We start from the raw sequence: 21,274 nt of genomic DNA on the forward strand, positions 1-21,274 counted from the left end.
ACTCAGTAGTGAAACGATGCATCGCCGATGGTAGTGTGGGGTTTCCCCATGTGAGAGTAGGTCATCGTCAAGATTAAATTCCGAAACCCCTATCTGCGCATGCAGGTAGGGGTTTTGTCTTTGTGGCGCCGTCGCCCCCACAGCTGCGATCGATGCGCCGCGTATCGGTTAGAATACCGCCCTCGCGTTGACTCAGAAGTTCACTATGTCCGACCCTGTCGATTCCCATCAGCTCACCGACCTGCCCTTGGATCAACTGGTGGCGTGTCACGAATGTGACCTGCTGATGCGCAAGCCTGTGCTCAAGCTGGATGAAAAAGCGCATTGCCCGCGCTGCGGCTATGAGCTCTATGCCCACCGTCACAATGTCGTCCAGCGCAGCCTGGCGCTGGTGCTGGCCGCCTTGCTGCTCTACATACCGGCCAACTTCTTGCCCATCATGCAACTCCATCTGCTGGGCCAGAGCGCCAACGATACGGTCTGGAGCGGGGTGGTAGGGTTGTACAACACCGGGATGACTGAAGTGGCAGTGGTAGTGTTCCTCTGCAGCATGGCGATCCCCTTGCTCAAGCTGTTGTGCCAATTGGTGGTGCTGCTGAGCATTCGCCTGAATATCGGGCGCAGTTACGGTCTGTTGCTTTACCGGATTTATCACCATCTGCGCGACTGGGGCATGCTCGAGGTGTATTTCATGGGCGTGCTGGTCGCGATGGTCAAGTTGGTCGACCTGGCGGAGCTGAGTCTCGGTTTGGGGCTGGCCTGTTTTATCAGTCTGCTATTGGTGCAGGTGTGGCTGGAGGTGGTGATGTCACCCCACCAGATCTGGAGTGCTTTATCGGGGGAGGACCTGCATGCGTGCGATTGATGCTGGGATTCTGATTTGTGGCGAATGCCATGAACTGAATCGCCAGGAGCCGGAGAGTACTTCGCAAATCTGCAACCGTTGCGGCGCCATTGTGCATGCGCGGCGGCCCAACAGCCTGGTGCGGACCTGGGCCTTGTTGCTTACCTCGGCGATTCTGTACATCCCGGCCAACGTGCTGCCGATCATGACCGTCAGTGCCCTGGGCCAGGGGAGTCCGGACACCATCATGTCCGGTGTCATCACCCTGATGAAACATGGCATGTTGCCTATCGCTGCCGTGGTGTTCATTGCCAGTATCCTGGTGCCCACCTTCAAGTTGGTGGGTATTGGCCTGTTGCTTTACTCGGTGCAACGCCATCAACCTTTGTCCGCCCGGCAGCGGATCCTGATGTACCGCTTCATTGAATTTATCGGACGCTGGTCAATGCTGGATATCTTCGTGATCGCCATTTTGGTGGCGGTGGTGAATTTCGGCAGGATCGCCAGTGTCGAAGCCAACCTGGGTGCCGTCGCTTTCGCCAGTGTGGTGATTCTGACGATGCTCGCAGCAGTAACTTTCGATCCCCGACTGATTTGGGATAACACGGAGTCGGATGACGACCATGAGTGATTTGCCTACGGCTAAAACCCGCCCAGCTTCGAACTGGTCGGCTATATGGATATTGCCTCTGATCGCCCTGGTCATTGGTGGCTGGCTTGGCTGGCAGGCCTACCGCGAATCAGGGGTGAACATTCAGGTTCGCTTTGAAAGCGGTGAGGGCATCGTCGCCAACAAAACCGAGGTGGTCTTCAAGGGCATGTCGGTGGGTAAGGTCAAAGAGCTGGTGTTGGATGCCAAGGGCAGCAATACCGGGGTTATCGCCACCATTGAAATGAATAAGGACGCTGAGCCGCACCTGAACAGCGGTACACGCTTCTGGCTGGTCAAGCCGAGTGTCAGTCTGGCTGGCATCACCGGCCTGGAGACCCTCGTGTCAGGCAACTACATTGCCGTGAGCCCGGGGGAGGGCGAGCCGACCAAGCGGTTCAAGGCGCTGGATGAAGCGCCGCCGTTGTCTGATAGCGAGCCTGGTCTGCACCTGACCCTCAAGGCGGATCGGCTGGGCTCGCTCAACCGTGATAGCCCGGTGTTCTACAAGCAGATCCAGGTCGGCCGGGTGAAGAGCTATCGTCTGGCCGATGACCAGGGGGCAGTGGAGATCAAGGTCTTCATCGAGCCGGCCTATAGCAACCTTGTGCGCAAACACACGCGCTTCTGGAACGCCAGTGGCATCAGTATCGATGCCGACCTGTCCGGGGTGAAGGTACGCAGTGAGTCGCTGGCCAGCATTGTCGCCGGTGGTATTGCCTTTGCCACGCCAGAGCACCGCAAGGACAGCCCGCCAACTGATCCGGGCTTGCCGTTCCGCCTGTTCGAAGACTTCGATGCGGCCCAGGCGGGTATCCGCGTCAAGGTCAAGCTGAGTGACTTCGAAGGGCTGCAGGCCGGGCGGACGCCGGTGATGTATAAAGGCATCCAGGTCGGTTCGCTGAAGACCCTGAAAGTTGATGCGGATCTTTCCAGCGCCGTGGCCGAACTGACCCTGGATCCGTTGGCTGAAGACTACTTGGTTGACGGCACCCAGTTCTGGGTGGTGAAGCCGTCCATCTCGCTGGCTGGGATCACCGGTTTGGAAGCCCTGGTCAAAGGTAACTACATTGCTATCCGGCCGGGTGAAAAGGGCGCCTCTCCGCAGCGTGAGTTTGAAGCCCGGGACAAAGCGCCTCCACTCGACTTGAAGGCACCAGGGCTGCACTTGGTGCTGTTCAGTGACAACCTCGGTTCGCTGGAAGTCGGCAGTCCGGTGCTCTACCGTCAGGTCAAGGTCGGTACCGTGCAGAGTTACCAGTTTTCCAAAAAGAGCAAGCGCCTGCTGATTGGGGTGCACATCGAGAAGGAGTACGCCAACCTGGTCAACGGTTCGACACGTTTCTGGAATGCCAGTGGCATCACCCTCACCGGTGGTTTGTCGGGAATCCAGATCAAGAGCGAATCGTTGCAGAGCCTGATGGCGGGAGGTATCGCTTTCGATACGCCGACCCCGAATGTGCCGCTCAAGCGCCGCATTCCGAGTTTCCGCCTGCATGTGGACCAGGAGGCGGCCAATCGCAGTGGTACCACGGTGACCATTCGTGTCGAGCGTGCGGACGGTCTCAAGGTCGGTACGCCGGTTCGCTTCAAGGGCCTGGATGTTGGCAAGGTCGAACAGGTCGATCTGACCGAAGATCTGCAGGCCGTTCTGCTCAAGGCACGTATTACTGAGGTGCCGGAGCGCATTGCTCGTGAGGGGACGCAATTCTGGGTGGTCAAACCGGCTCTGGGCATCGTCAAGACCGCGAACCTGGAAACCTTGGTGACGGGTCAATATCTCGAAGTGCACCCAGCATCGAAGAACCTCGGGCCTCAGCGTACGTTCAATGCACTGCCACAGGCGCCGGATTTTTCCGCGCGTGAAGCGGGCCTTGCGCTGGTGCTCAGTGCGCCGCGGCGTGGCTCGATCAAGCCAGGCGTTCCGGTTACCTATCGCGAGATCCCGGTTGGCAAGGTAACCGGTTTCGAGTTGGGGCAAACGGCGGACCGGGTGCTGATTCATATCCTTATCGAGCCGCGCTATGCGGCGTTGGTGCGCGGCGGTAGCCGATTCTGGAACAGCAGCGGCTTCGGCTTTGACTTCGGCTTGTTCAAAGGCGCTACCGTGCGTACCGAGTCGCTGGAGACGCTGATCGAGGGCGGTATTGCCTTTGCCACGCCGGATGGCGAGAAGATGGGGAACCCGGCTCGAGCGCAGCAGACCTTCGCCTTGTTCGACAGGGCCGAAGATGAATGGCTGCAGTGGGCGCCGAAGATTCAGATAGGTAAGTAATCATCGTGGGTCAAGCCCGCTTCCACAGGTGCAGTACAAACCTGTAGGGGCGGGCTTGACCCGCGATGCTTTTAGCAGCAGATACCAAATCGCAGGCAACAAAAAACCGACCCTAAGGTCGGTTTTTTAACAAGCGTATCGCTTAGGCAACTGCAGCGAGCTTCAGTGCCTTGATGTGGCCATTCAGACGGCCTTTATGGCGAGCAGCCTTGTTCTTGTGGATGATGCCTTTATCGGCCATACGGTCGATAACTGGCACAGCCAGGATGTAAGCAGCTTGCGCTTTTTCGGCGTCTTTTGCGTCGATGGCTTTAACTACATTCTTGATGTAGGTACGAACCATGGAACGCAGGCTGGCGTTGTGGCTGCGACGCTTCTCAGCCTGTTTTGCACGTTTTTTGGCGGAAGGTGAGTTGGCCACCGTCGAGCTCCTCGAAAGACTTGGTAAATAGCAAACAAAATAGGCCGCGAATCATGCCGATGAGTTGATCGGTTGTCAAGGGCACTTGCATGGATCCGCTGAGTGGTTGTTCCTGACAAGGGAGTGATTCCCTTCTGCGGTACGACCTGTAAACTCGGGAGCTTTTGCTCTGCTTGCGTTGCGGCGCGGAGTATCGCACAACTGCGCGCGTTGCGGCACAGCCCTTTATCTTTAGGCGTAAAAAACTTTCAATGAATCTTCTGAAATCCCTGGCCGCCGTCAGCTCCATCACCATGATTTCCCGGGTGTTGGGCTTTGTGCGCGATACCATCCTGGCACGAGTATTCGGTGCCGGCGTGGCTACCGACGCCTTCTTCATTGCCTTCAAATTGCCCAACCTGCTGCGACGGATATTCGCCGAGGGGGCGTTTTCCCAGGCTTTCGTGCCGATCCTGGCCGAGTACAAGACCCAGCAGGGCGAGGAAGCGACACGGACCTTCGTTGCCTATGTCAGCGGTTTGTTGACCCTGGTGCTGGCCCTGGTCACCGCACTCGGCATACTGGCGGCCCCCTGGGTGGTGTGGGTCACGGCGCCGGGCTTTATCGACAACAGCGAAAAGTTTCAGCTGACCACCGAGCTGTTGCGCGTGACGTTCCCTTATATATTGCTGATCTCGCTATCGTCGCTAGCCGGGGCCATTCTCAATACTTGGAACCGTTTTTCGGTGCCGGCCTTCGTGCCGACCCTGCTCAATGTGGCGATGATCGGCTTTACCCTGTTCCTCACCCCGTACTTCGATCCGCCCATCATGGCGCTGGCCTGGGGCGTACTGGCCGGTGGCCTGGCGCAATTGCTGTACCAGCTGCCACATCTGAAGAAAATCGGCATGCTGGTGCTGCCACGCCTGAATCTGCGCGATAGTGGGGTCTGGCGGGTACTCAAACAGATGCTGCCGGCGATCCTCGGGGTGTCGGTCAGCCAGATCTCGCTAATCATCAACACCATCTTCGCCTCGTTCCTGGTGGCAGGCTCGGTGTCCTGGATGTACTACGCCGACCGCCTGATGGAGCTGCCCTCCGGTGTACTCGGCGTGGCCCTGGGTACCATTTTGTTGCCGACCCTGGCCAAGACCTACGCCAATCGTGACCGTCACGAGTACTCGCGGATCCTCGACTGGGGCCTGCGCCTGTGCTTTTTGCTGGTGCTGCCGTGCACCCTGGCCATGGCGATCCTTGCCGAGCCGTTGACCGTGGCGCTGTTCCAGTACGGTAAGTTCACGGCATTTGATGCAGCCATGACCCAGCGCGCGCTGATTGCCTATTCGGTCGGTCTGCTGGCCATCATTCTGGTCAAGGTGCTGGCGCCCGGTTTCTATGCCCAGCAAAACATCCGTACGCCGGTTAAAATCGCGGTATTTACCCTGGTCTGCACCCAGCTGTTCAACTTGATGTTCGTCACCCACCTGCAACACGCAGGGTTGGCCCTGGCCATCAGTCTCGGCGCCTGCCTGAATGCCGGCCTGCTGTACTGGAAATTGCGTCAGCAGCAGTTGTTCCAGCCGCAACCGGGATGGGGCAAGTTCCTCGCCAAGCTGGTGCTGGCCGTGGTGTTGATGTCGGCGGTGCTGCTGGTGGGGATGCATTACATGCCGGCCTGGGAAGAAGGACAGATGCTCGAACGTTTCCTGCGTCTGGGCGTGCTGATCCTGGCTGGTGTACTGACTTATTTCGGCAGTCTGTTCGTGTTCGGTTTCCGCCCGCGTGACTTTGCACGCAAGGTACTGCATTGAGCCGCAAGTACGGCCAGACGTCGGTTTTATCTTTTCCATGCCTCGGGGGGACGCTGCTGCCTGTCGTCAGCGCCCGGGTGTGGTTATAATCGACCACTTTATGAGCAAGAAGCGCGTTATGCAGCTGGTTCGAGGCCTTCACAACCTGCGCCCCCAGCACCGGGGCTGTGTCGCCACTATTGGCAACTTCGACGGTGTTCACCGTGGCCACCAGGCAATCCTGGCGCGTCTGCGTGAGCGAGCGGTAGAGCTGGGCGTACCCAGCTGTGTGGTGATTTTCGAGCCGCAACCGCGCGAATACTTCGCTCCGGACACCGCCCCGGCCCGCTTGGCCCGTTTGCGTGACAAAGTCGCGCTGTTGGCTGCTGAAGGCGTGGACCGGGTGCTGTGCCTGGCGTTCAATCAACGTCTGAGCAAACTCAGTGCCGCCGAGTTCGTCGCCACCATCCTGGTCGAGGGTCTGGGTGTTAAGCACCTGGAAGTCGGAGATGATTTCCGCTTCGGCTGCGACCGGGTCGGTGACTTCGCGTTTCTCCAGCAGGCCGGCCTGAGCCAGGGCTTCACCGTTGAAGCCGCGCAGACCGTCGAGCTGGACGGCCTGCGGGTCAGCAGCACGCAAGTGCGCCAGGCCCTGGCCAAGGCCGATTTTGTCCTGGCCGAACGGCTGCTCGGGCGCCCGTACCGTATCAGCGGTCGGGTGTTGCATGGGCAGAAGCTGGCGCGCCAATTGGGCACGCCGACAGCCAACATACAACTCAAGCGTCATCGTGTCCCCCTGACCGGCGTTTACCTGGTCAGCGTCGAACTCGATGGCAAGGCTTGGCCGGGCGTCGCCAACATCGGCGTGCGGCCAACCGTTTCAGGTGATGGCAGTGCCCACCTGGAAGTGCATCTCCTGGATTTTGCCGGCGATCTCTATGGCCGGCGCCTGACGGTGGAATTCCACCACAAGCTGCGCGACGAGCAGCGTTTCGCCTCCCTGGAGGCGCTGAAGTCGGCGATCGATGCGGATATCGCCGCCGCACGTGCCCATTGGCACGCTCAACCGCTAACGAAGAGCCTGAAATGACCGACTATAAAGCCACGCTAAACCTTCCGGACACCGCCTTCCCGATGAAGGCCGGCCTGCCGCAGCGCGAACCGCAGATTCTGCAGCGCTGGGACAGCATAGGCCTGTACCAGAAGCTGCGCGAAATTGGCAAGGATCGTCCGAAGTTCGTACTGCACGACGGCCCGCCCTACGCCAACGGCAAGATTCACATCGGTCATGCGCTGAACAAGATTCTCAAGGACATGATTGTCCGCTCCAAGACCCTGTCCGGTTTCGATGCCCCGTACGTGCCGGGCTGGGACTGCCATGGTCTGCCGATCGAGCATAAGGTCGAAGTCACCCACGGCAAGCACCTGAGTGCCGATCAGACCCGCGAGCTGTGCCGCGCCTATGCCGCCGAGCAGATCGAAGGCCAGAAGACCGAGTTCATCCGCCTGGGTGTGCTGGGTGACTGGGACAATCCCTACAAGACCATGAACTTTGCCAACGAGGCCGGTGAAATCCGCGCCCTGGCCGAGATGGTCAAGCACGGCTTCGTGTTCAAGGGCTTGAAGCCTGTGAACTGGTGCTTCGATTGCGGTTCGGCCCTGGCTGAAGCCGAGGTCGAATACGCCGACAAGAAATCCCAGACCATCGACGTTGCCTTCCCGGTTGTTGATGACGCCAAGCTGGCCGCCGCTTTCGGCCTGGCCTCGCTGGTCAAGCCGGCTGCGATCGTGATCTGGACCACTACCCCGTGGACCATCCCGGCCAACCAGGCGCTGAATGTCCATCCGGAGTTCATCTACGCGCTGGTCGACGTCGGCGACAAACTGCTGGTGCTGGCTGAAGAGCTGGTCGAGTCGTGCCTGCAGCGTTACGCGCTGGAAGGTTCGGTGATCGCCACCGCGCCAGGTTCGGCGCTGGAGCTGATCAACTTCCGTCACCCGTTCTACGAGCGTCTGTCGCCGGTTTATCTGGCCGACTACGTCGAGCTCGGCGCCGGTACCGGTGTGGTTCACTCCTCGCCAGCCTACGGTGAAGACGACTTCGTCACCTGCAAGCGCTACGGCATGGTCAATGACGACATCCTGACCCCGGTGCAAAGCAACGGTGTGTATGTGCAATCGCTGGAATTCTTCGGCGGCCAGTTTATCTGGAAGGCCAACCCGGCCATTGTCGAAAAACTCTCGCAAGTCGGTGCGCTGATGCACACCGAAACCATCAGCCACAGCTACATGCACTGCTGGCGCCACAAGACCCCGCTGATCTACCGCGCTACCGCGCAGTGGTTCGTCGGCATGGACAAGCAGCCTGACAATGGCGACACCCTGCGCAAGCGTGCGGTCAAGGCCATCGAGGAAACCAAGTTCGTTCCGGCCTGGGGCCAGGCGCGCCTGCATTCGATGATCGCCAACCGCCCCGATTGGTGCATCTCGCGCCAGCGTAACTGGGGGGTGCCGATCCCGTTCTTCCTCAATAAACAGAGCGGTGAGCTGCACCCGCGCACTGTCGAGCTGATGGAAGAGGTGGCCAAGCGCGTCGAGAACGAAGGCATCGAAGCCTGGTTCAAGCTGGACGCGGCCGAGCTGCTCGGTGACGAAGCCGGCCAGTACGACAAGATCGCCGACACCCTCGACGTCTGGTTCGATTCCGGCACCACCCACTGGCACGTACTGCGTGGCTCGCACAGCATCGGCCACGACACCGGCCCGCGCGCCGACCTGTACCTGGAAGGTTCCGACCAGCACCGCGGCTGGTTCCATTCCTCGCTGCTGACTGGCTGCGCCATCGACAACCACGCGCCGTACCGCGAGCTGCTGACCCACGGCTTCACCGTCGACGAAAACGGCCGCAAGATGTCCAAGTCGCTGGGTAACACCATCGAGCCGCAGAAGGTCAACGACACCCTGGGTGCCGACATCCTGCGCCTGTGGGTCTCGGCCACTGACTACTCCGGCGAGATGGCGGTTTCCGAGCAGATCCTGCAGCGCAGCGCTGACGCTTACCGGCGTATCCGTAACACCGCGCGCTTCCTGCTCTCCAACCTGTCCGGCTTTGACCCGGCCCGCGACCTGCTGCCGGCCGAAGACATGCTGGCGCTGGACCGTTGGGCCGTCGACCGTACCCTGCTGCTGCAGCGCGAGCTGGAAGAGCACTACGGCGAATACCGCTTCTGGAACGTTTATTCGAAGATTCACAACTTCTGCGTGCAGGAGTTGGGCGGCTTCTATCTGGACATCATCAAGGACCGTCAGTACACCACCGCTGCCAACAGTGTTGCCCGTCGTTCCTGCCAGACCGCGCTGTACCACATCAGCGAAGCACTGGTGCGCTGGATCGCGCCGATCCTGGCGTTCACCGCCGACGAGCTGTGGCAGTACCTGCCGGGCGAGCGCAACGAGTCGGTCATGCTCAACACCTGGTACCAGGGGCTGACCGAGCTACCGGAAGGCTTCGAGTTGGGGCGCACTTACTGGGACCGCGTGATGGCCGCCAAGACTGCAGTCAACAAGGAGCTGGAGAACCAGCGTTCGGCCAAGGCCATCGGTGGCAACCTGCAGGCCGAAGTTACCTTGTTTGCCGACGACGCCCTGAGCGCCGACCTGAACAAGCTGGGCGACGAGCTGCGCTTCGTGCTGATCACCTCGGCGGCGAGCGTTGCGCCTTTCGTCCAGGCACCAGCCGATGCGGTCGAGACCGAAGTTCCTGGTTTGAAGCTGAAAGTGGTTAAATCCGCTCATACCAAGTGCGGCCGTTGCTGGCACTTCCGCGCCGACGTCGGGGCGAACCCGGAGCATCCGGAAATCTGCGCCCGTTGTGCCGACAATATCAGCGGCAACGGTGAGGTGCGCCACTATGCCTAACCCTGCTGTGGGGCGCTTCGGGCGCCTTGGCTGGCTCTGGCTGAGCCTGCTGGTCCTGATCCTCGACCAGGCCAGCAAATTCTATTTCGAGGATGCGCTGAGCCTGTACCAGCAGATCGTAGTCATCCCCGACTACTTCAGCTGGACCCTGGCTTACAACACCGGTGCAGCCTTCAGTTTCCTGGCCGACAGTTCCGGTTGGCAACGCTGGCTGTTCGCCCTGATCGCCCTGGTGGTCAGCGGCGTGCTGGTGGTCTGGCTCAAGCGCCTGGGGCGCAACGAGACCTGGCTGGCGGTGGCCCTGGCCCTGGTGCTCGGCGGCGCGCTGGGCAACCTGTACGACCGTATCGTGCTGGGCCATGTGGTCGACTTCATCCTCGTCCACTGGCAGAACCGCTGGTACTTCCCGGCCTTCAACCTGGCCGACAGCGCCATTTCCGTCGGTGCGGTGATGCTGGCGCTGGATATGTTCAAGAGCAAGAAGTCCGGAGAACCCGTCCATGACTGAGACCCGAATCGGCCAGAACACCGAAGTGAAACTGCACTTCGCGCTGCACCTGGAAAACGGCGATACCGTCGACAGCACCTTCGACAAGTCGCCGGCAGTCTTCAAGGTTGGCGACGGCAATCTGCTACCGGGCTTCGAAGCGGCGATCTTCGGCTTCAAGGCCGGTGACAAGCGCACCGTTACCGTCGAGCCGGAAAACGCTTTCGGTCAGCCCAATCCGCAGAACGTGCAGATCATTCCACGCTCGCAATTCAACGACATGGAGCTTTCCGAAGGTCTGCTGGTGATCTTCAATGACGCTGCCAATGCCGAGCTGCCGGGTGTGGTCAAGGCGTTCGATGACGCCCAGGTGACCATCGACTTCAATCATCCACTGGCTGGCAAAACCCTGAGCTTCGAGGTGCAAATCCTCGAAGTCACAGCGCTTTGAGCCCGGAGCCGAGCATGCAAATCAAACTCGCCAACCCCCGCGGCTTCTGTGCGGGCGTGGACCGGGCGATCGAGATCGTCAACCGCGCGCTGGAAGTCTTCGGCCCGCCGATCTATGTACGTCACGAAGTGGTGCACAACAAGTTCGTGGTCGAAGACCTGCGCGCACGCGGCGCCATCTTTGTCGAAGAGCTGGATCAGGTGCCGGATGATGTCATCGTCATCTTCAGCGCCCACGGTGTTTCCCAGGCTGTACGCCAGGAAGCGGCCGGGCGTGGCCTGAAGGTGTTCGATGCGACCTGCCCGCTGGTGACCAAGGTGCATATCGAGGTGGCGCGCTACAGCCGCGACGGCCGCGAATGTATCCTGATCGGCCACGAAGGCCATCCGGAAGTCGAAGGCACCATGGGTCAGTACGACCCCAGTAACGGCGGCGCGATCTACCTGGTCGAAGACGAGGAAGATGTTGCCCAACTGCAGGTCAATGACCCGGACAAACTGGCCTTCGTTACCCAGACGACCTTGTCGATGGATGACACCAGCCGAGTGATCGATGCCCTGCGTGCCCGCTTCCCGAATATCGGCGGGCCGCGCAAGGACGACATCTGCTACGCCACCCAGAACCGCCAGGATGCGGTCAAGCAGTTGGCCAACGAATGCGATGTGGTTCTGGTGGTGGGCAGCCCGAACAGCTCCAACTCCAACCGCCTGCGTGAGTTGGCCGAGCGCATGTCGACGCCGGCCTACCTGATCGACGGTGCTGAAGACCTGCAGAAGAGCTGGTTCGACGGTGTCGAGCGCATCGGTATCACTGCCGGTGCCTCGGCGCCGGAAGTGCTGGTGCGTGGCGTGATCGAACAACTCAGGGCATGGGGCGCCACCGGTGCCGAAGAGCTGGATGGCCGCGAAGAGAACATCACCTTCTCGATGCCCAAGGAACTGCGTGTTCGTTCACTGATCTGACCCGGCAGCCGCGCACAGCGGCTGCTCGATCAGCGCGTCACGCAGGCTGACTCTGCCGCTGCGTGACAGCACCACCTGATAGTGACTCAGTGCTTCGGGGCGTTGGCAAACATGCAGCGTCCCGGCCTGAAAAGCCCCGCTTTCCAGCAGCGGCACCCCCAGGCCACTGAAGCGCACCTGCCGGGCCACCGGTTGGTTACCGACAATGATCATGCGTCCATTGCTGCGCCATTCATGCAGCAATTGCGGGTTCTCGCGCTCAAGCATCATCCTCCAGCCATTGCTCCAGTCCGCGTCCAGTGCTTGCAGGTGCACGACGCTATTACGCAGCAGCGCTTCACTGCGCGCGGTACGTAACGCCTGGGCCAGGTTCTTGGCGGCCGCCTGCCGTTGCAGGTCGGAGCTCATGGCGTTGTAGGCCGGGATACTCATCTGTGTCAGCAGCCCCAGCAGGGCCGATGCGAACAGAAGTTGTATCAGTGTTACGCCCTGTTGCCTCACCGTGCATTCCTCCCTGGAAGTGCTTCGCTATAGGTTCGAGGCCCGTGTCGCTGACGTCCAGTCGGCCGGGTTGGCAAAAGACTGTGGAAAAGTCTCGGGAGGTTGGCCATGGATGGCTGGCAACAACAAGGCATGACGTTAATCGAAGTGCTGGTAGCGATGGCGGTACTGGGGCTGGGGTTGTTTGCTGCTGCCGGCTTGCAAGTGCGGGCATTGCAGGCCACTGACAGCGCATTGCGTAGCACCCAGGCGGCCTATCTGGCTCATGGGATGCTCGAGCAGGCGCGTGCTGGTGGGGATCTGCGCAATGAGGAACTGGGGCAATGAGCAGGCAGATGGGTTTCAGCCTGCTGGAAGTGCTGCTGGCCCTGAGCCTGGGATTGCTGCTGTTGCTCGGTGCCAGTCGCCTGTTTCTTGCTGCGAGTCAGTCCTGGCAGGCACAGGGGGTGGCGGCGCGGATGCAGGAGGATGCGCGCCAGGCCCTGCAGCGTCTGGCTCAGAGTATTCGCATGGCGGGAATGTTCGGTTGTCTGCATCACGATGCCATCGACTTTCTCGATCCCTTGGCTGGCGAAGCATTTGCACATCCTGTGCAGATCACACGCGCAGCGGATGGGCGTCTGCAGCGCCTGAGCCTGATCAGTGCCGAGGTTGCCCAGGCCAGTGGCCTGCCCGATTGGACCCTGGTCACCGACTGTCGAACGCAGGCAAGCGTGCATGCCGGTGTGCGGGCCGCTGAGGTGGGTCAGTTTGCCGTACCCATTCGTCGCCACGACTACCGCTTGGTTGCCGATCAACTGCTGCTGCGTAGCGGGGCGAGCGATGGCGTGCTGGTGGACGGGGTAGGCGAGCTGCAGCTTGAACTGCTCAGGGACAGTTCCTTGGGCATTTCCGGCGTGCAGTTGGGCCTGACCCTGATCGACCCGCAGCAGCGCGTCAGGCCGCAGACTTATCGAATGAGCATCGCACTAGGCAACCCGGTGGCCGGGTCATGACACCGTGCGGCAAGACCACGCAGCGCGGTCTGGTGCTGCTGCTCAGCCTGACACTGGTGCTGTTGCTGGGGCTGCTTGGGATATCGGCGATGGGCAGTGCGACCCAGCAGGAGCGCATGGCGCGCAACCTGCTGACCACCTTGCAGATGTTTGAACAGGCGCATCAGGTGCTGCAGCAAGGAGAGCTCAGAGCGCTGGAGCAGGTTGGGTCACGCTGCGAGTTCTGCCTGCCGCCGCCGGAGGCGGGCTTCATTACCAGGGCCGGGGTGCATGCAGGTGCAGGTGCAAGCTCCGGTTTGGTTTGGCTGGCAGGTGACGGCGGTTTCTATCTCATCCAGTCTCTGGGGGAGAGCACCCAGGCCAGACGGATGCCACCAGGGCTTGCGGTAAACCTTTATCGGGTCACGGCCGTGGCGCGCAATGGCATGGCCCGCAGCGTACTGGAGAGCGTGATTGCGCAACCTGTCGGGCCAGCGCCGCAGCCATGGCGGCGCATCCTCTGGCGACAGATCTATTAAGGAGCAGGTGAATGCAGCTGCAGAAAGGATTGAGCCTGATCGAAGTGTTGATTGTCATCGCCGTGGTCGGCATTCTGGCGAGCATTGCCTACCCCGGTTACCGCGACCAGGTCAGAAAAGCGGCTCGCACGGAAATTGTCGGCTTGCTGTTCACCAGCGCGCAGCAGCTGGAGCGCCATTACTCACGTGCGGGTCAGTACAGCGATGCGGAATCGGTGGTGACGCCACTGGCGAGCGGGACTGCTCACTACCGCTTGCAAGCGGTACGCGACAAGGAGTCATTCACCCTGTTGGCACGACGCCTTCCCGGCGGGCTGATGATGGCCGATCCGTGTGGTGACTATGCGCTTGACCAGGCAGGTGTGCGCGGCAATCCCGAAAGCGTCGGGGATGCCGGCAGTGACTGCTGGGGAGGCTGAAGCCTTTCGCGATTTACTTCAGAAGTTGGATCGATAGATGACCAAGCAAGTAGTGATAGTCGGCGGCGGAGTGATCGGCCTGCTGACGGCGTTCAACCTGGCGGCCGAGGTCGAGCAGGTGGTGCTGTGTGATCGCGGTGAGCTGGGACAGGAGTCGTCCTGGGCTGGTGGTGGCATTGTTTCGCCGCTCTACCCCTGGCGTTACAGCCCCGCAGTGACGGCGCTGGCGCATTGGTCACAGGATTTTTATCCACAGCTGGGTGAGCGTTTGTTCGCCAGTACCGGGGTGGATCCCGAGGTGCATACCACCGGCCTCTATTGGTTGGACCTGGAGGACGAAGCCGAGGCCTTGGCCTGGGCCGAGCGGGAGGGGCGCCCACTGAGTGCTGTGGATATCTCTGCCGCCTATGAAGCCGTGCCGGTCCTCGGTTCCGGTTTCCATCGGGCTATCTATATGGCTGGCGTTGCCAATGTGCGTAACCCGCGCCTGGTCAAGTCGCTCAAGGTGGCGCTGCAGGCGATGCCCAACGTAAGCATTCGCGAGCATTGCGAAATTACAGGTTTTAGCCACGACGCCGGGCGAATCACGGGTGTCGAGACCGTAGGTGGCACGATTGCCGGCAACCGCGTGGTACTGACTGCAGGTGCCTGGAGTGGCGACCTATTGCGTCCCTTGGGCCTGGAGCTGCCGGTTGAGCCGGTCAAAGGGCAGATGATTCTGTTCAAATGCGCCGAAGATTTCCTGCCCAGCATGGTGTTGGCCAAAGGGCGCTATGCCATCCCGCGACGCGATGGGCATATCCTGGTGGGCAGTACCCTGGAGCATGCCGGCTACGACAAGACCCCGACCGCCGAGGCGCTGGAAAGCCTCAAGGCTTCGGCTATCGAGTTGCTCCCGGCACTGGCTGAGGCCACACCGGTTGGCCATTGGGCGGGTTTGCGTCCAGGATCGCCTGAGGGTATTCCCTACATTGGTGCAGTGCCGGGCTGGGAGGGCTTGTGGCTGAACTGCGGGCACTACCGTAACGGCCTGGTGCTGGCGCCGGCCTCCTGCCAGCTATTCGCTGACCTGTTGCTGGGCCGCGAACCGATCATCGATCCGCGGCCCTATGCACCAGCAGGGCGTTTTGTAGGGGAGTGAGGGACTCAGCGCTGCGCGCCGGGACCTTGCTCCAGGTGCGCCTGGCTGCAATACCACTGGCTGCCCAGGCGCAGGGCACGGTCATTGGGCAGGTGCACGCCACAATGGGCGCAGCGCACCATCTTCAACGGGTCTTCAAGGCTGTTGTCGGGCTTATCAGCAGCGTTGCTGGCCTTGAACTTGCGCCACAGCCAGAAAGCAGCGGCAATCAGGGCGATCCAGAAAAGTAGGCGAACCATGGTGTCCAGCTTTGTCAGTGAAGAGCCTTAATTCTAGGGCTCGGGCATGAAAAAAGGGAGGCCTTGGCCTCCCTTTATCTGTTGCATGATCAATCAGTCGAACACGCCGAAGGTCATGTAGCTGAACCAGGAGCGGTCGTCGTTGTTACCTTGCGCTTCGTGTTCCTCTTCTTCGACGGCGTCTGCGTCTTTTGGCAGCAGTTCGGCCGGAATCGCTTCCTTGGCATCTTCGTACTGCTTGATCACGTCCTGGTTGGCGCGGGTTTCGCCCGGCGGCAGCGGCGCTTCGGTCTCGATCAGGCCCAGGGTGGCCTTGGACAGCCAGGAGCGGTTGTCGGCTTCATCCTGCTTGGGCTGGAACTGACCGTCGACCAGGCTCGGGTGATCCGGGTAGTTGAGCTTGAGGGTTTCCAGGCTGGTGGCGGCCAGTTCGTCCAGGTGCAGACGCATATAGGCTTCGGTCATCACCGCCAGGCCGTCGCCGACCGATGGGGTTTCCTGGAAGTTCTCGACCACGTAGCGACCACGGTTGGCCGCGGCGACATAGGCCTGACGGGTCAGGTAATAGTCGGCCACGTGGATTTCGTAGGACGCCAGCAGGTTGCGCAGGTAGATCATGCGCTGCTTGGCGTCTGGCGAGTAACGGCTGTTGGGGAAACGGCTGGTCAGCTGGGCGAATTCATTGTAGGAGTCGCGGGCAGCACCCGGGTCACGCTTGGTCATGTCCAGCGGCAGGAAGCGCGCCAGCAGGCCACGGTCCTGATCGAAGGAGGTCAGGCCCTTGAGGTAGTAGGCGTAGTCGACATTCGGATGCTGCGGGTGCAAGCGAATGAAACGCTCGGCAGCCGACTTGGCGGCTTCTGGCTCGGCGTTCTTGTAGTTCGCGTAGATCAGCTCGAGCTGGGCCTGATCGGCATAGCGGCCGAACGGATAGCGCGATTCCAGAGCCTTGAGCTTGCTCGTGGCGCTGGTGTAGCTGTGGTTGTCCAGATCGGCCTGCGCCTGCTGGTACAGCTCGGCTTCGCTCAGGTTTTCGTCGACGACTTCCTTCGAAGAACAAGCAGCGGTCAGTCCGAGGATGGCGATCAGCAGCAGGTGTTTCACTTGCATGGCGGCTTGCGTCCCTATGACGGCCGCTGTCTTGGGCGTGGCCGTCCTGTTATGATGAGCACCCCGATGCAACTCTCGGGGCAAAAGACGTCGTATTTAACCACAAGCGTGCAGTCGAAACCAAAGGCTGTGCCGCCCGCTGATTCGAGCATGTCCGAGATCATTCAACTTAGCGCAGAGGTGCCGTCCGAATTGGGCGGGCAACGCCTCGACCAAGTCGCCGCCCAATTGTTCGCTGAGCACTCGCGCTCGCGCCTTTCCACCTGGATCAAGGAGGGGCGCCTGACGGTTGATGGCGCCGTCCTGCGTCCGCGCGATATCGTCTATGGCGGCTCGCTGCTGGCCCTCGAGGCCGAGCAGGAAGCCCAGGGCGAGTGGCTGGCCCAGGACATCGAGCTGGATATCGTCTATGAAGATGACCACATCCTGGTGATCAACAAGCCTGCCGGGCTGGTGGTCCACCCGGCTGCGGGCCACGCCGATGGCACCCTGCTCAACGCATTGCTGCACCATGTGCCGGATATCATCAACGTACCGCGTGCCGGCATCGTCCACCGCCTGGACAAGGACACCACCGGTCTGATGGTGGTGGCCAAGACCATCCAGGCGCAGACACAACTGGTTACTCAGTTGCAAAACCGCAGTGTCAGCCGCATCTATGAGTGCATCGTGATCGGTGTGGTCACCGCCGGCGGCAAGATCAACGCGCCGATCGGCCGCCATGGCGGGCAACGCCAGCGCATGGCCGTGACCGAGGGCGGCAAGCCGGCCGTCAGCCACTACCGTGTGCTGGAGCGCTTCCGTTCCCATACCCATGTACGGGTCAAGCTGGAAACCGGACGTACCCACCAGATTCGCGTACACATGGCCCACGTCAACTTCCCGTTGGTCGGTGACCCGGTCTACGGCGGTCGCTTCCGCATTCCGCCAGCGGCCAGCCCGACCATGGTTGAGGCCCTCAAGACCTTCCCGCGCCAGGCCCTGCATGCACGCTTCCTGGAGCTGGATCACCCGGTGACCGGCGAGCGTATGGGCTGGGAATCGGCGCTTCCGGACGATTTCGTCTGGTTGCTGTCGTTGCTCAAGCAGGACCGCGAGGCGTTCGTCGGATGACCGAGCTGGCGCGCGAGTTGCTGATCCCGGACTGGCCTGCGCCAGCCGCGGTTCGCGCGTGCGTCACCACGCGTGTTGGCGGGGTTAGCCTGCCGCCCTATGAAAGCTTCAATCTCGGTGACCATGTCGGCGATGCGCCTGATGCGGTGGCCGAGAACCGTCGACGCCTGACTGCCGAGTTCGGCATCCAGCCTGCCTGGCTCAAGCAGGTGCATGGCGTGGCGGCGGCGGATGCCGACCCTGGCGTGATCGCCGAGGCCGATGCCAGCTGGACCGCCACCCCAGGCATTGCCTGCACGGTGATGACCGCCGATTGTCTGCCGTTGCTGTTTTGCGACCGCGCCGGTACCCGGGTTGCCGCTGCCCATGCCGGCTGGCGCGGCCTGGCCAATGGCGTGATCGAGGCCACCCTCGACCGTCTGGCCCTGGCACCTGAAGAGGTGCTGGTGTGGCTGGGCCCGGCCATTGGCCCGCAAGCCTTTGAAGTGGGGCTGGAAGTGCGCGATGCCTTCACGACCGTTCATCCGGAAACTGCCCAGGCTTTCGTGCCCGGTGCCCGCCCGGACAAACTCATGGCCGACATCTATGCCCTGGCGCGCCTGCGTCTGGCTGCCCGTGGCGTATACGCGGTGTATGGCGGCGGTTTGTGCACCGTCAGCGACCCACGCTTCTATTCTTACCGGCGTACCCCGCAAGGCGGACGCTTTGCCTCGCTGGTCTGGCTTGAGCCGCGCTGACCTGAATCAACCCCGCTAAGCTTGAATCCTCCAGAATCACCCTTATCTAATGGGGTATCTCTGGCAGGTTTATCTTCATCAGGTGTGTCCATCGCTCCGGCCTGCCCATAAAGGAAGGTAACTTATGCGAATAGACCGTTTGACCAGCAAGTTACAGCTGGCGTTATCCGATTCCCAATCCCTGGCCGTTGGTATGGACCATCCCGCCATCGAGCCTGCGCACCTGCTGCAAGCGTTGATCGATCAGCAAGGCGGTTCGATCAAGCCGCTGCTGATGCAGGTCGGCTTCGACGTCAACAGCCTGCGCAAGGCGTTGAGCAAAGAGCTCGACCAACTGCCGAAAATCCAGAACCCGACCGGTGACGTGAACATGTCGCAGGACCTGGCGCGTCTGCTCAACCAGGCCGACCGTCTGGCCCAGCAGAAGGGCGACCAGTTCATCTCCAGCGAACTGGTGCTGCTCGCCGCCATGGACGAGAACAGCAAGCTCGGCAAACTGCTGCTGAGCCAGGGCGTGACCAAGAAGGCACTGGAAAACGCCATCAGCAACCTGCGCGGCGGCGAGGCGGTCAACGACCCCAACGCCGAAGAATCGCGCCAGGCCCTGGACAAGTACACCATCGACCTGACCAAGCGTGCCGAAGACGGCAAGCTCGACCCAGTGATCGGCCGTGACGACGAGATCCGCCGCACCATTCAGGTACTGCAACGCCGGACCAAGAACAACCCGGTGCTGATCGGTGAGCCTGGCGTGGGTAAAACCGCCATTGCCGAAGGCCTGGCCCAGCGCATCATCAACGGCGAAGTGCCGGACGGCCTCAAAGGCAAGCGTCTGCTTTCGCTGGATATGGGCGCGCTGATTGCTGGTGCCAAGTTCCGCGGTGAGTTCGAAGAACGCCTCAAAGGGCTGCTCAATGAGCTGTCCAAGCAGGAAGGGCAGATCATCCTGTTCATCGACGAACTGCACACCATGGTCGGCGCCGGTAAAGGTGAAGGCTCAATGGACGCCGGTAACATGCTCAAGCCGGCCCTGGCCCGTGGTGAGCTGCACTGCGTCGGTGCCACGACCCTGAACGAGTACCGCCAGTACATCGAGAAAGACGCGGCCCTTGAGCGGCGCTTCCAAAAAGTGCTGGTAGAGGAGCCGAGCGAGGAAGACACCATCGCCATCCTGCGTGGCCTCAAAGAGCGTTACGAGGTACACCACAAGGTGGCGATCACCGACGGCGCGATCATTGCCGCGGCCAAGCTCAGCCATCGCTACATCACTGACCGGCAACTGCCGGACAAGGCTATCGACCTGGTCGACGAAGCGGCTAGCCGCATTCGCATGGAGATCGACTCCAAGCCGGAAGTGCTCGATCGCCTGGAGCGCCGCCTGATTCAGCTCAAGGTTGAATCCCAGGCGCTGAAGAAAGAAGAAGACGAAGCCGCGCTCAAACGTCTGGAAAAACTGACTGAAGAGATTGCCCGGCTGGAGCGTGAATACGCCGATCTGGAAGAAATCTGGACTTCGGAAAAAGCCGAAGTGCAGGGCTCTGCGCAGATCCAGCAGAAAATCGAGCAGTCGCGCCAGGAGCTGGAAACGGCTCGGCGCAAAGGCGACCTCAGCCGCATGGCCGAGCTGCAGTACGGGGTGATCCCGGACCTGGAGCGCAGCCTGCAGATGGTCGACCAGCACGGCAAGGCCGAGAACCAGCTGTTGCGCAACAAGGTGACGGAAGAGGAAATCGCTGAGGTCGTCTCCAAGTGGACCGGTATTCCGGTGGCCAAGATGCTGGAAGGCGAGCGGGAAAAACTGCTGAAGATGGAAAGTCTGCTACACCAGCGTGTGATCGGTCAGGAAGAGGCCGTCGTCGCTGTCTCCAATGCCGTGCGTCGTTCGCGTGCCGGGTTGTCCGATCCGAACCGGCCAAGTGGCTCATTCCTGTTCCTCGGCCCGACCGGGGTGGGTAAAACCGAGCTGTGCAAAGCCCTGGCCGAGTTCCTGTTCGACACCGAAGAAGCCATGGTGCGTATCGATATGTCCGAGTTCATGGAGAAACATTCCGTGGCACGGCTGATCGGTGCTCCACCAGGTTATGTCGGTTATGAAGAGGGCGGCTACCTGACCGAAGCGGTACGGCGCAAGCCGTATGCTGTCGTACTGCTCGACGAGGTGGAGAAGGCGCACCCGGATGTTTTCAACGTGTTGCTGCAAGTCCTTGAAGACGGTCGCCTGACTGACAGCCACGGACGCACGGTGGATTTTCGCAATACCGTGATCGTGATGACCTCCAACCTCGGCTCGGCGCAGATCCAGGACCTGGTGGGGGATCGCGAAGCGCAGCGGGCTGCGGTGATGGACGCGGTGGGTTCGCACTTTCGCCCTGAGTTCATCAACCGTATCGACGAAGTGGTGGTGTTCGAGCCCCTGGGCCGCGAGCAGATCGCTGGCATCACGCAGATCCAGTTGGGCCGCCTGCGCAGCCGTCTGGCCGAGCGCGACCTGAGCCTGGAACTGAGCGACGAAGCGCTGGATAAACTGATCGCTGTCGGTTACGACCCGGTCTACGGTGCACGGCCGTTGAAACGGGCCATCCAGCGTTGGATCGAAAACCCGTTGGCGCAGTTGATCCTGGCCGGCAAGTTCTTGCCGGGTACCGGGATTACCGCCAAGGTAGAGGGCGAGGAAATCGTCTTCGCCTGATTTTTCGGTGGGTTACGCTAAGGCCTCGAATTTCGA

Annotated in this window: 21 protein-coding genes; 17 read left to right on the top strand and 4 right to left on the bottom strand. The window is 61.1% G+C overall.

From position 1 onward, the window contains the following. The first annotated feature begins 205 nt into the window (after positions 1-205). From ACRESH_RS20300 to ACRESH_RS20310, 3 genes are read left to right on the top strand one after another with little or no spacing between them, the layout of a single operon-like run. Positions 206-865 carry a paraquat-inducible protein A gene (locus ACRESH_RS20300; RefSeq protein WP_431743652.1) on the top strand — a complete coding sequence of 220 codons (660 nt, stop codon included), beginning with the start codon at positions 206-208 and terminating at the stop codon, positions 863-865. Continuing rightward, positions 852-1,475, top strand: coding sequence for a paraquat-inducible protein A (locus ACRESH_RS20305; protein WP_431743653.1), 624 nt, complete (start codon positions 852-854; stop codon positions 1,473-1,475). The genes ACRESH_RS20300 and ACRESH_RS20305 overlap by 14 nt, the downstream gene beginning before the upstream one ends. Then, positions 1,468-3,768, top strand: coding sequence for an MlaD family protein (locus tag ACRESH_RS20310; protein WP_431743654.1), 2,301 nt, complete (start codon positions 1,468-1,470; stop codon positions 3,766-3,768). Before ACRESH_RS20305 ends, ACRESH_RS20310 begins: the two co-directional genes overlap by 8 nt. 142 nt (positions 3,769-3,910) lie before the next feature. Here the strand turns inward: ACRESH_RS20310 and rpsT are convergent, their stop codons facing one another. Then, positions 3,911-4,189: a 30S ribosomal protein S20 gene (gene rpsT / locus ACRESH_RS20315; RefSeq protein WP_431743655.1), complete on the bottom strand. Its 279-nt coding sequence runs from the start codon at positions 4,187-4,189 to the stop codon at positions 3,911-3,913. 251 nt (positions 4,190-4,440) lie between these two features. Here rpsT and murJ point away from each other — a divergent pair, with 251 nt between their 5' ends. The 6 genes from murJ (at position 4,441) to ispH (ending at position 11,776) form a co-directional block, all read left to right on the top strand. Next, positions 4,441-5,979 (top strand): murein biosynthesis integral membrane protein MurJ, encoded by a 1,539-nt coding sequence (gene murJ / locus ACRESH_RS20320; protein ID WP_431743656.1) that lies wholly within the window; start codon positions 4,441-4,443, stop codon positions 5,977-5,979. Positions 5,980-6,097: 118 nt separating this feature from the next. Further along, entirely contained in the window at positions 6,098-7,048 is a 951-nt protein-coding gene (gene ribF, locus ACRESH_RS20325) for a bifunctional riboflavin kinase/FAD synthetase (protein ID WP_431743657.1), read from the top strand. Then, positions 7,045-9,876 carry an isoleucine--tRNA ligase gene (gene ileS, locus ACRESH_RS20330; RefSeq protein ID WP_431743658.1) on the top strand — a complete coding sequence of 944 codons (2,832 nt, stop codon included), beginning with the start codon at positions 7,045-7,047 and terminating at the stop codon, positions 9,874-9,876. The genes ribF and ileS overlap by 4 nt, the downstream gene beginning before the upstream one ends. Further along, the gene (lspA, locus tag ACRESH_RS20335) at positions 9,869-10,384 is read left to right on the top strand and encodes a signal peptidase II (protein ID WP_431743659.1); all 516 of its coding nucleotides are present in this window, start codon (positions 9,869-9,871) and stop codon (positions 10,382-10,384) included. The genes ileS and lspA overlap by 8 nt, the downstream gene beginning before the upstream one ends. Continuing rightward, the gene (gene fkpB, locus ACRESH_RS20340; RefSeq protein WP_422422797.1) at positions 10,377-10,814 is read left to right on the top strand and encodes an FKBP-type peptidyl-prolyl cis-trans isomerase; all 438 of its coding nucleotides are present in this window, start codon (positions 10,377-10,379) and stop codon (positions 10,812-10,814) included. The genes lspA and fkpB overlap by 8 nt, the downstream gene beginning before the upstream one ends. 14 nt (positions 10,815-10,828) lie before the next feature. Further along, on the top strand, positions 10,829-11,776 hold the full coding sequence (gene ispH, locus ACRESH_RS20345) for a 4-hydroxy-3-methylbut-2-enyl diphosphate reductase (RefSeq protein ID WP_431743660.1): 948 nt from the start codon (positions 10,829-10,831) through the stop codon (positions 11,774-11,776). On the opposite strand, the gene ACRESH_RS20350 is transcribed toward ispH, so the two are convergent. Continuing rightward, complete coding sequence (locus ACRESH_RS20350; protein ID WP_431743661.1) at positions 11,765-12,277, bottom strand: GspH/FimT family pseudopilin; 513 nt, start codon at positions 12,275-12,277, stop codon at positions 11,765-11,767. The two genes, ispH and ACRESH_RS20350, sit on opposite strands and share 12 nt — an antisense overlap. Positions 12,278-12,385: 108 nt before the next feature. Between ACRESH_RS20350 and pilV the strand changes: the two genes are divergently transcribed. From pilV to thiO, 5 genes are read left to right on the top strand one after another with little or no spacing between them, the layout of a single operon-like run. Then, positions 12,386-12,604, top strand: coding sequence for a type IV pilus modification protein PilV (pilV, locus tag ACRESH_RS20355; protein ID WP_431743662.1), 219 nt, complete (start codon positions 12,386-12,388; stop codon positions 12,602-12,604). Continuing rightward, positions 12,601-13,272 carry a hypothetical protein gene (locus tag ACRESH_RS20360; protein ID WP_431743663.1) on the top strand — a complete coding sequence of 224 codons (672 nt, stop codon included), beginning with the start codon at positions 12,601-12,603 and terminating at the stop codon, positions 13,270-13,272. The genes pilV and ACRESH_RS20360 overlap by 4 nt, the downstream gene beginning before the upstream one ends. After that, complete coding sequence (locus ACRESH_RS20365) at positions 13,269-13,790, top strand: pilus assembly PilX family protein (protein WP_431743664.1); 522 nt, start codon at positions 13,269-13,271, stop codon at positions 13,788-13,790. The genes ACRESH_RS20360 and ACRESH_RS20365 overlap by 4 nt, the downstream gene beginning before the upstream one ends. Positions 13,791-13,807: 17 nt before the next feature. Beyond that, the gene (locus ACRESH_RS20370; protein ID WP_431743687.1) at positions 13,808-14,209 is read left to right on the top strand and encodes a type IV pilin protein; all 402 of its coding nucleotides are present in this window, start codon (positions 13,808-13,810) and stop codon (positions 14,207-14,209) included. Positions 14,210-14,246: 37 nt separating this feature from the next. Beyond that, complete coding sequence (gene thiO / locus ACRESH_RS20375; protein WP_431743665.1) at positions 14,247-15,350, top strand: glycine oxidase ThiO; 1,104 nt, start codon at positions 14,247-14,249, stop codon at positions 15,348-15,350. 5 nt (positions 15,351-15,355) lie between these two features. Here thiO and ACRESH_RS20380 read toward each other — a convergent pair whose 3' ends face one another. Both ACRESH_RS20380 and ACRESH_RS20385 read right to left on the bottom strand, forming a co-directional pair. Continuing rightward, entirely contained in the window at positions 15,356-15,589 is a 234-nt protein-coding gene (locus tag ACRESH_RS20380) for a PP0621 family protein (protein WP_431743666.1), read from the bottom strand. 93 nt (positions 15,590-15,682) lie between these two features. Then, positions 15,683-16,699 carry an outer membrane protein assembly factor BamD gene (locus tag ACRESH_RS20385; protein WP_431743667.1) on the bottom strand — a complete coding sequence of 339 codons (1,017 nt, stop codon included), beginning with the start codon at positions 16,697-16,699 and terminating at the stop codon, positions 15,683-15,685. Positions 16,700-16,849: 150 nt separating this feature from the next. Between ACRESH_RS20385 and rluD the strand changes: the two genes are divergently transcribed. The 3 genes from rluD to clpB all read left to right on the top strand — a co-directional run bounded on the left by rluD (position 16,850) and on the right by clpB (position 21,238). Beyond that, complete coding sequence (gene rluD / locus ACRESH_RS20390; protein WP_431743668.1) at positions 16,850-17,812, top strand: 23S rRNA pseudouridine(1911/1915/1917) synthase RluD; 963 nt, start codon at positions 16,850-16,852, stop codon at positions 17,810-17,812. Continuing rightward, the gene (gene pgeF, locus ACRESH_RS20395; RefSeq protein ID WP_431743669.1) at positions 17,809-18,549 is read left to right on the top strand and encodes a peptidoglycan editing factor PgeF; all 741 of its coding nucleotides are present in this window, start codon (positions 17,809-17,811) and stop codon (positions 18,547-18,549) included. Before rluD ends, pgeF begins: the two co-directional genes overlap by 4 nt. A 124-nt stretch (positions 18,550-18,673) precedes the next feature. Then, complete coding sequence (gene clpB, locus ACRESH_RS20400; protein WP_431743670.1) at positions 18,674-21,238, top strand: ATP-dependent chaperone ClpB; 2,565 nt, start codon at positions 18,674-18,676, stop codon at positions 21,236-21,238. Positions 21,239-21,274 lie beyond the last annotated feature (36 nt).

The organism is Pseudomonas sp. (assembly GCF_050739775.1).
In the GTDB taxonomy this organism is placed as follows: Bacteria; Pseudomonadota; Gammaproteobacteria; order Pseudomonadales; family Pseudomonadaceae; genus Aquipseudomonas.

What these genes read in the sequence shown, in the direction of transcription:
- ACRESH_RS20360 (WP_431743663.1), top strand. Translation starts at nt 12,601, where the DNA reads ATGAGCAGGCAGATGGGTTTCAGCCTGCTGGAAGTGCTGCTGGCCCTG.
- lspA (WP_431743659.1), top strand. Translation starts at nt 9,869, where the DNA reads ATGCCTAACCCTGCTGTGGGGCGCTTCGGGCGCCTTGGCTGGCTCTGG.
- pilV (WP_431743662.1), top strand. Translation starts at nt 12,386, where the DNA reads ATGGATGGCTGGCAACAACAAGGCATGACGTTAATCGAAGTGCTGGTA.
- ACRESH_RS20380 (WP_431743666.1), bottom strand. Translation starts at nt 15,589, where the DNA reads ATGGTTCGCCTACTTTTCTGGATCGCCCTGATTGCCGCTGCTTTCTGG.
- thiO (WP_431743665.1), top strand. Translation starts at nt 14,247, where the DNA reads ATGACCAAGCAAGTAGTGATAGTCGGCGGCGGAGTGATCGGCCTGCTG.
- rluD (WP_431743668.1), top strand. Translation starts at nt 16,850, where the DNA reads ATGTCCGAGATCATTCAACTTAGCGCAGAGGTGCCGTCCGAATTGGGC.
- ACRESH_RS20310 (WP_431743654.1), top strand. Translation starts at nt 1,468, where the DNA reads ATGAGTGATTTGCCTACGGCTAAAACCCGCCCAGCTTCGAACTGGTCG.
- ACRESH_RS20305 (WP_431743653.1), top strand. Translation starts at nt 852, where the DNA reads ATGCGTGCGATTGATGCTGGGATTCTGATTTGTGGCGAATGCCATGAA.
- ispH (WP_431743660.1), top strand. Translation starts at nt 10,829, where the DNA reads ATGCAAATCAAACTCGCCAACCCCCGCGGCTTCTGTGCGGGCGTGGAC.
- ACRESH_RS20385 (WP_431743667.1), bottom strand. Translation starts at nt 16,699, where the DNA reads ATGCAAGTGAAACACCTGCTGCTGATCGCCATCCTCGGACTGACCGCT.
- ACRESH_RS20365 (WP_431743664.1), top strand. Translation starts at nt 13,269, where the DNA reads ATGACACCGTGCGGCAAGACCACGCAGCGCGGTCTGGTGCTGCTGCTC.
- ribF (WP_431743657.1), top strand. Translation starts at nt 6,098, where the DNA reads ATGCAGCTGGTTCGAGGCCTTCACAACCTGCGCCCCCAGCACCGGGGC.
- fkpB (WP_422422797.1), top strand. Translation starts at nt 10,377, where the DNA reads ATGACTGAGACCCGAATCGGCCAGAACACCGAAGTGAAACTGCACTTC.
- clpB (WP_431743670.1), top strand. Translation starts at nt 18,674, where the DNA reads ATGCGAATAGACCGTTTGACCAGCAAGTTACAGCTGGCGTTATCCGAT.
- ACRESH_RS20300 (WP_431743652.1), top strand. Translation starts at nt 206, where the DNA reads ATGTCCGACCCTGTCGATTCCCATCAGCTCACCGACCTGCCCTTGGAT.
- murJ (WP_431743656.1), top strand. Translation starts at nt 4,441, where the DNA reads ATGAATCTTCTGAAATCCCTGGCCGCCGTCAGCTCCATCACCATGATT.
- pgeF (WP_431743669.1), top strand. Translation starts at nt 17,809, where the DNA reads ATGACCGAGCTGGCGCGCGAGTTGCTGATCCCGGACTGGCCTGCGCCA.
- ileS (WP_431743658.1), top strand. Translation starts at nt 7,045, where the DNA reads ATGACCGACTATAAAGCCACGCTAAACCTTCCGGACACCGCCTTCCCG.